General features: G+C 70.8%; 13 protein-coding genes. 8 read left to right on the top strand and 5 right to left on the bottom strand.

Features of this window, described 5'->3' with window-relative positions:
* The first annotated feature begins 13 nt into the window (after nucleotides 1–13).
* From AC5WAM_RS22060 to pstB, 5 genes are all read left to right on the top strand, one after another.
* A complete protein-coding gene (locus tag AC5WAM_RS22060) occupies nucleotides 14–448 on the top strand; it encodes an NUDIX hydrolase (RefSeq protein WP_495518561.1) in 435 nt (144 codons plus the stop codon).
* Nucleotides 449–787: 339 nt separating this feature from the next.
* A complete protein-coding gene (pstS, locus tag AC5WAM_RS22055) occupies nucleotides 788–1909 on the top strand; it encodes a phosphate ABC transporter substrate-binding protein PstS (protein ID WP_366791162.1) in 1122 nt (373 codons plus the stop codon).
* A gap of 105 nt (nucleotides 1910–2014) precedes the next feature.
* On the top strand, nucleotides 2015–3040 hold the full coding sequence (gene pstC, locus AC5WAM_RS22050; RefSeq protein WP_366791161.1) for a phosphate ABC transporter permease subunit PstC: 1026 nt from the start codon (nucleotides 2015–2017) through the stop codon (nucleotides 3038–3040).
* Complete coding sequence (gene pstA / locus AC5WAM_RS22045) at nucleotides 3037–4092, top strand: phosphate ABC transporter permease PstA (RefSeq protein WP_366791160.1); 1056 nt, start codon at nucleotides 3037–3039, stop codon at nucleotides 4090–4092. The genes pstC and pstA overlap by 4 nt, the downstream gene beginning before the upstream one ends.
* 51 nt (nucleotides 4093–4143) lie before the next feature.
* A complete protein-coding gene (gene pstB, locus AC5WAM_RS22040; RefSeq protein ID WP_138960489.1) occupies nucleotides 4144–4920 on the top strand; it encodes a phosphate ABC transporter ATP-binding protein PstB in 777 nt (258 codons plus the stop codon).
* Between the two features lie 124 nt (nucleotides 4921–5044).
* Here the strand turns inward: pstB and AC5WAM_RS22035 are convergent, their stop codons facing one another.
* Together AC5WAM_RS22035 and AC5WAM_RS22030 are read right to left on the bottom strand one after the other, a co-directional pair.
* Entirely contained in the window at nucleotides 5045–6043 is a 999-nt protein-coding gene (locus AC5WAM_RS22035; protein WP_138960490.1) for an inorganic phosphate transporter, read from the bottom strand.
* A gap of 8 nt (nucleotides 6044–6051) precedes the next feature.
* Entirely contained in the window at nucleotides 6052–6672 is a 621-nt protein-coding gene (locus AC5WAM_RS22030; protein WP_016644813.1) for a DUF47 domain-containing protein, read from the bottom strand.
* 167 nt (nucleotides 6673–6839) lie between these two features.
* Between AC5WAM_RS22030 and AC5WAM_RS22025 the strand changes: the two genes are divergently transcribed.
* Nucleotides 6840–7208, top strand: coding sequence for a metal-sensitive transcriptional regulator (locus tag AC5WAM_RS22025; protein ID WP_138960491.1), 369 nt, complete (start codon nucleotides 6840–6842; stop codon nucleotides 7206–7208).
* Between the two features lie 118 nt (nucleotides 7209–7326).
* Here AC5WAM_RS22025 and AC5WAM_RS22020 read toward each other — a convergent pair whose 3' ends face one another.
* The gene (locus AC5WAM_RS22020) at nucleotides 7327–7515 is read right to left on the bottom strand and encodes a hypothetical protein (protein WP_366791310.1); all 189 of its coding nucleotides are present in this window, start codon (nucleotides 7513–7515) and stop codon (nucleotides 7327–7329) included.
* A 158-nt stretch (nucleotides 7516–7673) separates the two neighbouring features.
* Nucleotides 7674–8480, bottom strand: a complete 807-nt coding sequence (locus AC5WAM_RS22015) for an SCO4651 family lipoprotein (RefSeq protein WP_495518560.1) — start codon at nucleotides 8478–8480, stop codon at nucleotides 7674–7676.
* A 146-nt stretch (nucleotides 8481–8626) separates the two neighbouring features.
* On the opposite strand from AC5WAM_RS22015, the gene AC5WAM_RS22010 reads away from it, so the two are divergent.
* Together AC5WAM_RS22010 and AC5WAM_RS22005 are read left to right on the top strand one after the other, a co-directional pair.
* On the top strand, nucleotides 8627–8785 hold the full coding sequence (locus tag AC5WAM_RS22010; protein WP_172386853.1) for a hypothetical protein: 159 nt from the start codon (nucleotides 8627–8629) through the stop codon (nucleotides 8783–8785).
* Between the two features lie 93 nt (nucleotides 8786–8878).
* The gene (locus tag AC5WAM_RS22005) at nucleotides 8879–10477 is read left to right on the top strand and encodes an FAD-binding oxidoreductase (protein WP_495523630.1); all 1599 of its coding nucleotides are present in this window, start codon (nucleotides 8879–8881) and stop codon (nucleotides 10475–10477) included.
* A gap of 253 nt (nucleotides 10478–10730) precedes the next feature.
* Here AC5WAM_RS22005 and AC5WAM_RS22000 read toward each other — a convergent pair whose 3' ends face one another.
* Nucleotides 10731–11432 (bottom strand): phosphatase PAP2 family protein, encoded by a 702-nt coding sequence (locus AC5WAM_RS22000; RefSeq protein ID WP_366791158.1) that lies wholly within the window; start codon nucleotides 11430–11432, stop codon nucleotides 10731–10733.
* Nucleotides 11433–11464 lie beyond the last annotated feature (32 nt).

The following is an 11464-nucleotide window of genomic DNA, read 5'->3' as shown; positions in this document are numbered from 1 at the left end:
GGGAGGGCGCCCCGTGACAGCACTGCCGACGCCGGAGCCGATCAGGGCGGCGGGCTGCGTCCTGTGGCGCCGCCGCACCGTCCCGGAGGGCCTGGAGATCTGCCTGGTCCACCGGCCCAAGTACGACGACTGGTCCCATCCGAAGGGCAAGCTCAAGCCCGGCGAGACCCCGCTCGCCTGTGCCCTGCGCGAGGTCGAGGAGGAGACGGGCCACCGCTGCGTGCCCGGCCCGCCGCTGCCCTCGGCCCACTACACCGTGGGCGGCCGCCCCAAGTGCGTCGACTACTGGTCCGCCGAGGCCGCTGACGGCCATTTCCGGCCCGGCCGCGAGGTCGACCGCATCCGCTGGCTGGCGCCGCACGAGGCCCGCGCCCGTCTCACCCAGCTCCGCGACCGCGAGCTCCTCGACGCCTTCCTTGCGGCCCCGCACACCCCCGGGGCTCCCTGACCCCGCCGCCACCTGCGGCTCCGCCCTCAGCGGGAGCGTGCACTACCCCGCGTGCGCCGACACATGCGCGCCTGACAAATCTTTCACGCGCCTGTCGATGTAATCAGCCCGTGACCTCACCACAAAGTCCGCGTAGGTTCACCGCTCGTTCACTTACGGCCATCGGCGGCTTCACCTGTTCTGCCTAATTTCGGCCTTACGCGAAGCGCGGCGAGATCGTCAGACCGCCTCCGCTCCGCGCGCTCGAACCACCGGCCACCATGGCCACCCGAACCACTTCGCACGCCGCCACGACAGGCCAGCCCCACGGCCGGCGGCTCCCGGAAGGAACTCCCGAAAGTGAAGCTTCAGCGCATGAACCGGCGGGCCCTCACCCTCGGTGCTCTCGCCGTCTCCGGCGCCCTGGCCCTCACGGCGTGCGGCTCGGACGACGACGGCAGCAGCAACGGCGGCAAGAAGACCACCGCCAACAGCAACATCGACTGCGAGGGCGCCAAGGGCCAGCTCATGGCCTCCGGCTCGTCCGCGCAGAAGGGCGCGATCGACGCCTGGGTCAAGCAGTACCGCGCGGCCTGCAAGGACGTGCAGCTGCAGTACAAGCCCGACGGCTCCGGCGCCGGCATCACCTCCTTCCTCCAGGGTCAGACCGCCTTCGCGGGCTCCGACTCGGCCCTGAAGCCGGAGGAGATCGCCAAGTCGAAGAAGGTCTGCAAGGACAGCCAGGCCATCGACCTGCCGCTGGTCGGCGGCCCGATCGCGATCGGCTACAACGTCCCGGGCGTCGACAGCCTGACCCTGGACGCCAAGACCGTCGCCGACATCTTCAACGACAAGATCAAGACCTGGGACGACAAGGCGATCAAGAAGCTCAACCCCGACGCCAAGCTCCCCAGCACCAAGATCCAGGCCTTCCACCGCTCCGACGAGTCCGGCACCACGGACAACTTCACCAAGTACCTGAAGGGCGCCGCGCCCTCCGCCTGGCCGCACGAGCCCGCGAAGATCTGGGCGGCCAAGGGCGGCCAGTCCGCGAGCGGCTCCTCCGGCGTCGCCCAGCAGGTGAAGCAGACCGAGGGCGCCATCTCCTACATGGAGCTGTCGTACGCCAAGGAAGGCATCAAGACCGTCGACATCAAGACGGACGCCAAGGAGCCGGTCAAGGCCACCGTCGACAACGCCTCCAAGGCCATCTCCGAGGCCAAGGTCGTCGGCAAGGGCAAGGACCTCGCCATGGAGCTGAACTACAAGCCCACGGCCGAGGGCGCGTACCCGATCATCCTGGTCACGTACGAGATCGTCTGCGAGAAGAACAACAACAAGGACACCCTCGCCACCACGAAGTCCTTCCTGAACTACATCGCCAGCGAGGACGGCCAGTCCGTGCTCAAGGACGAGTCCTACGCGCCGATGCCGGCCGAGATCATCACCAAGGTCCGCGAGACCGTCAAGGGCCTGAGCTGAACCTGCGCGCGGCCCGCCTGACCGGCGGGCCGCGCCGTCCGGTGCACCGCCGCCTGGAGCCGCCCGCGCCCGCCGCACGGCCGGCTCCGCAGACCGGAGAACCCCATGGACATACCCACCGACACACCTCCCCCGCCCTCGCACGTCGAGGACGCCAAGCCGACGACCGCCGAGCAGAAGCGCGCCGCACGCGGCGCCACCCGCCCCGGTGACCGGATCTTCCTCGCGCTCTCGCGGGGCTCCGGGATCACGCTGCTGCTGATCATGGCCGCCGTCGCGGCCTTCCTCGCCTACCGCGCGTCCATCGCGCTCGCGGACAACGAGGGCAACTTCCTCACCACCTTCGAGTGGGACCCCGCAGGCTCCCTGCACGACGGCAAGCCCTACTTCGGCATCGCCGTCCTGGTCTTCGGCACCATCGTGAGCTCGATCATCGCTCTCGTCATCGCCGTGCCCGTGGCCATCGGCATCGCGCTGTTCATCTCGCACTACGCGCCGCGCAAGCTGGCCGCCCCCATCGCCTTCGTGATCGACCTGCTGGCCGCCGTGCCGTCGATCGTGTACGGCCTGTGGGGCGCCCTCGTGGTCGCCCCGAACCTCACCGGCCTCTACAGCTGGCTCGACGACTACTTCGGCTGGACCGGCATCTTCGAGTACGAGGGCGGCGCCCCGCGCTCCCTCATGACCGTCGGCATCCTGCTCGCGATCATGATCCTGCCGATCATCACCAACGTGAGCCGCGAGGTCTTCCTCCAGGTCCCGAAGATGCACGAGGAGGCCGCGCTCGCCCTCGGCGCCACGCGCTGGGAGGTCATCCGCATGTCGGTGCTCCCCTTCGGCCGCTCCGGCATCATCTCCGCCTCGATGCTGGGCCTCGGCCGCGCGCTCGGCGAGACGATCGCCGTGGCCACCGTGCTCTCCCCGACCTTCGTGATCCAGGCGTCCGTACTCGACTACGGCGGCGGCACGTTCGCGCAGAACATCGCCAGCAAGTTCAGCGAGGCCAGCGAGTACGGCCGCGACGCCCTCATCGCCTCCGGTCTCGTCCTCTTCGTCATCACTCTCCTTGTCAACGGCGCGGCCCGGCTGATCATCGCCCGCCGCAAGGAGTACTCGGGGGCCAACGCATGAGCACCACGACCGTCACGCCCGCCCCCGCCGGCCTGAAGTCCGCGCGCCTGCCCCGCTGGACGCCCTTCGTCGTCGCGGCCGGCTCGCTCGCCGTGGCCGGCGCCGTCGGCCTCGCGGCGGACCTGAGCTCCCGCATCCAGTGGGGCCTGATCGCGGCGCTGCTGTTCGTCGGCGTCTCCTACGCCCTCGCGGCCCGGGTGGAAGGCACCCGCCAGGCCAAGGACCGCCTCGCCACCTCGGTGGTGTGGGTCATGTTCCTGCTGGCCGTCGTGCCGCTGGCCTCGCTCATCTACGAGACCGTCCAGCGCGGCACCGAGGTCCTCAACGGGTACTTCCTGACCCACTCGATGGGCGTCGTCGCCGACGACGAGGCCGGGGGCGGCATCTACCACGCCCTCATCGGCACCCTGGAGCAGGTCGGGCTCGCCTGCCTGATCGCCGTGCCGATCGGTCTGCTCACCGCGATCTACCTCGTCGAGTACGGGCGGGGCAAGCTCGCCAAGGCCGTCACCTTCTTCGTCGACGTGATGACGGGCATCCCGTCCATCGTCGCGGGCCTGTTCGTCCTCAGCTTCTGGATCCTGATCCTGGGCTTCGACTTCTCCGGCTGGGCCGGCGCCATGGCGCTGTCGATCCTGATGATGCCGGTGGTCGTGCGCTCCACCGAGGAGATGCTGAAGCTCGTCCCGAACGAGCTGCGCGAGGCGTCGCTCGCCCTCGGCGTACCGAAGTGGCGCACCATCCTGAAGGTGGTCCTGCCGACCGCGATCGGCGGCATCACGACCGGCGTCATGCTGGCGGTGGCCCGCATCGCGGGCGAGACCGCCCCCGTGCTGCTGCTCGTGTGGACGAACCCCTTCATCAACACGAACCCGTTCGACGGCCCCCAGGGCTCGCTGCCGCTGTACATCTACCAGCAGTACGCGTCCGGCACGAACGCCGGTTACGACCGTGCCTGGGCGGCGGCCCTCGCCCTGATCGCCTTCATCATGATCCTCAATCTCGTGGCCCGCGGCATCGCCCGCTGGAAGGCCCCGAAGACCGGTCGCTGACGCGGCCATAAGCGACCACCCGCAGTGCCCCTCTCGAAAGCAGTGATCCCCATGGCCAAGCGAATCGACGTCTCGGGCCTCAACGCCTTCTACGGCTCGCACAAGGCGATCGAAGACATCTCCATGACCGTCGAGCCCCGCTCGGTGACGGCCTTCATCGGCCCCTCCGGCTGCGGCAAGTCCACGTTCCTGCGCACCCTGAACCGCATGCACGAGGTCACGCCCGGCGGCCGCGTGGAGGGCAAGGTCCTCCTGGACGGCGACGACCTGTACGGCTCGGGCGTCGACCCCGTGAACGTCCGCCGCACCATCGGCATGGTCTTCCAGCGCCCGAACCCGTTCCCCACGATGTCGATCTACGACAACGTGGCGGCGGGCCTGAAGCTCAACGGCTCGTACAAGAAGTCCGAGCTGAACGACGTCGTCGAGAAGTCCCTCAAGGGCGCCAACCTCTGGAACGAGGTCAAGGACCGCCTGAACAAGCCCGGCTCCGGCCTCTCCGGCGGTCAGCAGCAGCGCCTGTGCATCGCCCGGGCGATCGCGGTGGAGCCGCAGGTCCTGCTCATGGACGAGCCCTGCTCGGCCCTCGACCCGATCTCCACCCTCGCCATCGAGGACCTGATCGGCGAGCTGAAGGAGCGCTTCACGATCGTCATCGTGACGCACAACATGCAGCAGGCGGCCCGTGTCTCGGACCGCACGGCGTTCTTCAACCTCGCGGCGGTCGGCCAGCCCGGCAAGCTCGTCGAGATCGACGACACCGAGCGGATCTTCTCCAACCCGTCCGTCCAGGCCACCGAGGACTACATCTCCGGCCGCTTCGGCTAGGCCGCCCCGACTCCCCGCGGTGCTGCATGGCGGTGCCACCGCGGGGAACGCAAAAGGGCCCGCCCCTGGCTCCCGGGGGCGGGCCCGCGTGCTCGTGCGGCACGGCGAGGACGAACGGACGGAACTACAGGAACGCCAGGTTCACGATCCAGAAGCTGACGGCGGCGACGATCGCGGCGGCGGGCATCGTGATGAACCAGCCGAGGATGATGTTCTTGGCGACGCCCCAGCGCACGGCGTTGACGCGCTTCGTGGCGCCCACACCCATGATCGCCGAGGTGATCACATGCGTCGTGGAGATCGGCGCGTGGAACATGAAGGCGGTGGTGAACATGATCCCCGCGCCCGTGGTCTCCGCGGCGAAGCCCTGCGGCGGGTCCAGCTCGATGATCTTCCGCCCGAGCGTCCGCATGATCCGCCAGCCACCGGCGTACGTGCCGAGGGACAGCATCACCGCGCAGGAGATCTTCACCCAGACCGGGATCGGGTCGCCCGGGTTCTCGACGTCGGCGATGACGAGCGCCATCACCACGATGCCCATGGTCTTCTGCGCGTCCTGAAGGCCGTGCCCGAGCGCCATGCCGGCGGCCGACACGGTCTGGGCGATCCGGAAGCCCCGCTTGGCCTTGTGCGGATTGGCCTTGCGGAACATCCACATGATCGCGCACATGACGAGGTAGCCCGCCACGAGACCGACGATCGGCGACAGGAACATCGGGATGACGATCTTCTCGACGACGCCGGACCAGATGACCCCGATGCCCCCGGCGAGCGCGGCCCCCACGAGACCGCCGAAGAGCGCGTGCGAGGAGGACGAGGGGAGACCGAAGTACCAGGTGACGAGGTTCCACACGATCGCGCCGACCAGACCGGCGAAGAGGATCCACATCCCCTTGGTGCCGTGCGGCGTCTCGATCAGGCCCTCGCTGACCGTCTTGGCGATCCCGCTGCCCAGGAAGGCACCGGCCAGGTTCATCACCGCGGCCATGGCGAGCGCCGCGCGAGGTGTCAGGGCACGGGTGGAGACGGAGGTGGCGATGGCGTTCGCGGAGTCGTGAAAGCCGTTCGTGTACGTGAAGCCGAGCGCGACGCCGATGGTCACGATCAGAGCGAAGGTGTCCATGAAGGTACTCAGGACTCCTTGACCGCGATGGTCTCCACAGTGTTCGCCACGTGCTCGAACGCGTCGGCGGCCTCTTCGAGGACGTCCACGATCTGCTTGAGCTTCAGCACCTCGATGGCGTCGTACTTGCCGTTGAAGAGGTGGGCGAGCAGCTTGCGGTGGATCTGGTCGGCCTGGTTCTCCAGGCGGTTGACCTCGATCCAGTATTCGGTGAGGTTGTCCATGGTGCGCAGGTGCGGCATGGCCTCGGCCGTCAGCTCGGCGGCCCGGGCGAGGACCTCGATCTGCTGCTCGACGCCCTTGGGGAGCTCCTCGACCTGGTACAGGACGACCAGGTCGACGGCCTCCTCCATGAAGTCCATGATGTCGTCGAGCGAGGACGCGAGGGAGTAGATGTCCTCGCGGTCGAACGGCGTGATGAACGAGGAGTTCAGCTGGTGGAAGATCGCATGCGTCGCGTCGTCCCCCGCGTGTTCCGCGGCCCGCATACGCTCTGCGATCTCGGCTCGGGCCGAGGCGTCGGCCCCGAGCAGTTCCATCAGGAGCTTCGAGCCCGTGACGATGTTGTCCGCGGATGCGGCGAACATGTCGTAGAAGCTCGTCTCCCTGGGGGTCAGACGAAATCGCACGTGGGGTCCTCGGGGTGCTTTGGATGCGGTCAGGCTGATGCTAGGCGCATCATCTGGCCACGGCTAACCGGCCATACCCCAGTGTCGCCCATCAGGCACAGTGATCAGCACACCACCCGAGAAATCAAGTACCCTATACCCAGTAGGGGTATGCACAGGAGGACGCGATGACGACCACAGAGGCGGCCGCGGCGGCCACGACCACCGACGCGCCCTCCGGCTCCGCGCAGACGGCGGACCACGCGGGGCACCAGACGCACGGGTACCACAAGCAGAAGGACGAGCACCTCAAGCGGCTGCGCCGCATCGAGGGGCAGATCCGCGGCCTGCAGCGCATGGTCGAGGAGGACGTCTACTGCATCGACATACTCACCCAGGTCTCGGCCGGCACGAAGGCCCTCCAGTCCTTCGCCCTGCAGCTCCTTGAGGAGCACCTGCGGCACTGCGTCGCGGACGCGGCCGTCAAGGGCGGCGACGAGATCGACGCGAAGGTCGAGGAGGCCACGAAGGCGATCGCCCGCATGCTCCGCACCTGACGCCGTGCGGCGCGCCGGACAGTGGCCCCGGCCGGGGCCACGCTCCCCCTCCGGCGCGGGGGCCCCGGAGGCCTGCCTGAGCGCCCGCCCGGGGCCCCCGCGCGTGCGAGCGGGGGAGCTACGTCCCCGGGGCCGGGTACGGCCCGTCGTCCTGCTGGGCGTCGGAGACTCGAAGCACCTCGTCGATCCGGTCCGCACTGAGCCGCTCACCATGTGCGGCGGAGGCCGCGATGATCAGTTCGCCGCACAGCTCGATCTCGGCGAGGGCAACGTGGTCCTGAACCGCCGTGCCGCGCACCAGAGCCACGTTCACCACCCCTTCCTGACCACGGTTGTGCCGGTACCGGCTTCCTAGAGTAGGGAGCGGCCTACGTACCGCGCATGGCACGGACGGACCATATTGCGACTATCGGCCATCGATATGCGGCCACCGCCCGGCACCCCGCCGGGGCGCGCGCCCGGCTGCTACCGCTCGGCGATCTTCCCGGCGTAGATGTCCTTCTCCGGCGGCAGCCGCACCCGCACCGGCGCCCCGAACCCGTACAGCGACACCGTCGAGGCGACCTCCGCGTTGGCCACCTGGAACCGGTGGCGCAGCTTGCGCAGCCGCCCCTGCTCGTCGAGGTAGGCGTCGAACGGAACACCGCCCTTGCTGAACCCTTTCGCCACCGCCGCCCGCAGCGCCTCCCGATACGGCGCGGACGCCCCGGCCACCGCGCCCGCCAGCTCGGCCACGCCCCGGTAGTGCCGCACCGCGACGCCGTCGACGCGCGTCGCGCGCACGTACGTCACCTGGCGCGCCCCGCGCAGCAGTTCCGCGGCGACGAGCGGATCGGTGGCGCCGCCCGTGACGAGGTTGCCGTCGGACAGGGAGGCCGTGTCGACGCGCACCCACTTGCCGGCGGGCACCCCGGCGCCGCGGTTCTTCATGTAGAGGTCCCCGCCCGTCATCAGCTCCGTGACGGGCGGCCTGCGCCGGCCGCGGTCCGCCGGGTCCTGCGGCAGCACGACGTCGAACCGCCCCTGTCGCCGCCGGTAGTCGTACGTCCCCTGGCCCCGCACGGTCACCCGGGTGCCGCCGCTGGCCATCTCCATGGACGTACGCGCCCGGGAGCTGCCCGCGCGCACCAGCGCGTCGGCGGCGTCCCGCACCTCCTTGGCGGGGTCGTCGCTGGCCGCGGCACCGCCGCCCGAACAGCCCGTGGCGAGCGTCATGAGACCCACCGCGGCCGCGACGGCCGCCGTGCCCGTGTGCCTGTGCTGCTGCCCCATCGCCCTGCCGACCCCCAAGCCTTTCCGCGCGTCGGCGGTCGCCGTGCGACGGCCACCGGGTCGAGCCCCCTGTGTTCCCCATAACGACCGGTACGGGGTGTTGTCACGCGCGAGCGCGTTCACTCTTCCGGCGTACCGTAGGGGCCGTGCCCGAGTCGCATTCCCCCGAACCGCCGCACCGTACGACCACCGTCGAGAACGGACGCTTCTGCGCCGCCCGGTGCAGCTGTGGCTGGCGGGGCCCCGCGCGTCGTGCCCGCAGCAAGGCCCGTGCCGACGCCGCCGCCCACAGCGAGACGCTCTGAACGCCCGGTCCCGTACCGCCGTTTCACCGGAACCCCCCGGCCCCCGCTGTCGTCTCGTTGTGCGGGAAAGCAACGGGAGGGCTCATGGAACGGCTGGCACGGCGTACGTTCATAGGGGCGGCGGCCGCCGCCGTCGCGGCGGCCGGGACGGCCGCCTGCAGCGGCGGGAGCGGCGGCACGGGCGGGGCGAGCGGCAGCGCCTCGGCGAGCGGCACGGCGGGGTCCGCGACGGCTTCCACGGCCACCACGCCGATCAGGACGGCCGCCGCGTCCGCGGCCGCCAACCTCACCGCGCTCGCCCGTGACCTGGACGGCTCCCTGGTCCGTCCGGACGAGGCCCACTGGGCGACGGCCCGTCAGCTGTACAACACCCGCTTCGACCACCTGAAGCCGACCGCCGTCGCGTACGTCGCGCACCCCGACGACATCCGCACCACCCTGGCCTACGCCCGCGCCCACGACGTCCCCGTGGCGGTCCGCAACGGCGGCCATTCGTACGCGGGCTGGTCCTCCGGCACCGGCCGGCTGATCCTCGACGTGTCGCGCCTCAACCGCACCCGCGTCTCGGGCTCCACCGCCACCATCGGCGGCGGCGCGAAGCTCATCGACGTCTACCGCGCCCTCGCCGCGAAGGGCGTCACCATCCCCGCGGGCTCCTGCCCGACGGTCGGCATCAGCGGTCTGACCCTCGGCGGCGGCCACGGCGTCGTCTCCCGCGCCTACGGCCTGACCTGTGACAGCCTCACCTCCGCGACCCTCGTCACCGCCGCGGGGAAGCTCATCAGGGCCGACAAGTCCGAGCACAAGGACCTGTTCTGGGCGCTGCGCGGCGCGGGCAACGGCCAGTTCGGCGTCGTCACCGAGCTGACGTTCCGCACCCACCCGGCCCCGCAGGCGGTCTCCGCGTACCTCACCTGGCCGTGGGCGAAGGCCGCCGCCGTGGTGAAGGCCTGGCAGGAGTGGGGGCCCTCGCAGCCGGACGAGATCTGGTCGTCGCTGCACCTCGCGGCCGTGCCCGGCGGGACCCCCACCGTCTCCGTCGCGGCCTTCTCGCTCGGCACGTACGGCGGACTGCAGAACGCCGTCGACCGCCTCGCCGACAAGGTGGGCGCCCCGGCCCGCAGCGTCTCCCTGAAGCGCCGCGGCTACGAGGAGGCCATGGAGGTGTACGCGGGCTGCTCGTCGTTCGCGACGGACGCCCAGTGCCATCTGCCGGGCACCACTCCGGGCCGCACCCCGACGGGCGCGCTCGGCCGGGAGACGTACGCGGCCCGCTCGGACTTCTTCGACCGCTCGCTCTCCGCCGCCGGGATCCGCGCGCTGCTCGGCCAGATCGAGCACGTGCGCGGCGAGCGCGGCACCGCGGGCAGCATCGCCCTGACCGCGCTCGGCGGCGCCATCAACCGCGTGGACCCGACGGCCACGGCGTTCGTGCACCGCCGCTCCCGGATGCTCGCCCAGTACATCGCCTCCTGGCGCGCGGGCACCTCCGGCACCGGCGCCCAGGGCTGGCTCAAGGGGGCCCACGGCGCGATGCGGCGCCACGCCTCGGGCGCGGCGTACCAGAACTACACGGACGCGACCCTCACCAACTGGCGCGAGGCGTACTACGGTCAGGCGGCGCCCCGCCTGAAGAAGGTCAAGAAGGCCTACGACCCGACGCGCTTCTTCAGCTTCCCGCAGGCCCTGTAGGGCCCCGCAGCCGCTGTAGGCCCTCGCGGGGCCCGCACCGGGCCACTCCGACGGCCCCGGCCTGCACCCGTTCGGCCCCGCCCGGGCCGCCCCCGGGTGGCCCGGCCGACGCGGGACGGCTGCCCTGGGGGCATGACACGTACCCGGATACGCATGGCCGTGGCGGGCGCGCTCTCGGGCGGCACCGGCGTGTGGCTGCTGCGCCGCCGCGGGGGGCGGGCGGGGCGCGCCCGGCTCGTGGCGCCCGGCGCCTCTACGCGGCGAGGCCCTTCTCGTCGGATCCCGCGGCCTCCTGCTCCGGCAGGGTGGCGACCGGCCGGGCGCCGCGGTGCGGGGCCCACACCAGACGGGCGGCCCTCCCGGAGCGCCCGATCGCCTTGGTGACGGGCGTGAGCAGTGCCATCGCAAGGGGCGAGAGCAGCAGCGTCACGGCCGTGCCGAGGGCGAAGCCGCCGATCACGTCGGTGGGGTAGTGCACGCCCATGAAGACGCGGCAGAAGCCCTCCAGGGCGGCCAGGGCGATCCCGGCGATGCCGAACTTGCGGTGGGCGACGAAGAGGCCGACGCCGATGGCCATGGCGAGCGTCGCGTGGTCGCTCACGAACGAGTAGTCGTTCTTGCCGTCGACCAGGACTTCCAGGCCCTGGTGGTCCCTGAAGGGGCGCGGGCGCTCCACGAAGTTCCGTATCGGCACGTTCACGAGGACGGCGATGGCGGCGGCGAGCGGGGCCCAGACGACGGCGGCGACGGAGCCGGCCGCGTCGTCGAGCGTGCCGCGCTTGCGGGCGCCCCACCAGCACCAGAGGACGAGCAGCACCAGGGCGACGAGCAGCCCGTACTCGCCGATGAACTCCATGGTGCGGGCGACGAAGCCCGGGGAGTCCTTCGCCAGGCCGTTGATGTCGTAGAGCAGGCTGACGTCGGGGTTCGACCCGGATGTGTCGAGTCCAGCCATGATGCTGCGGCCCCTTGTCCTCTGTCTCACGG

This window comes from Streptomyces sp. JLYT201 (assembly GCF_059448825.1).
Note: the sequence above shows the minus strand (reverse complement) of the source record. Positions and strands in the feature narration are given on the sequence as shown.

Coding starts and splice junctions, on each gene's coding strand:
- pstA (WP_366791160.1), top strand. CDS start 3,037: ATGAGCACCACGACCGTCACGCCCGCCCCCGCCGGCCTGAAGTCCGCG.
- pstC (WP_366791161.1), top strand. CDS start 2,015: ATGGACATACCCACCGACACACCTCCCCCGCCCTCGCACGTCGAGGAC.
- pstB (WP_138960489.1), top strand. CDS start 4,144: ATGGCCAAGCGAATCGACGTCTCGGGCCTCAACGCCTTCTACGGCTCG.
- AC5WAM_RS22015 (WP_495518560.1), bottom strand. CDS start 8,480: ATGGGGCAGCAGCACAGGCACACGGGCACGGCGGCCGTCGCGGCCGCG.
- AC5WAM_RS22025 (WP_138960491.1), top strand. CDS start 6,840: ATGACGACCACAGAGGCGGCCGCGGCGGCCACGACCACCGACGCGCCC.
- AC5WAM_RS22000 (WP_366791158.1), bottom strand. CDS start 11,432: ATGGCTGGACTCGACACATCCGGGTCGAACCCCGACGTCAGCCTGCTC.
- AC5WAM_RS22035 (WP_138960490.1), bottom strand. CDS start 6,043: ATGGACACCTTCGCTCTGATCGTGACCATCGGCGTCGCGCTCGGCTTC.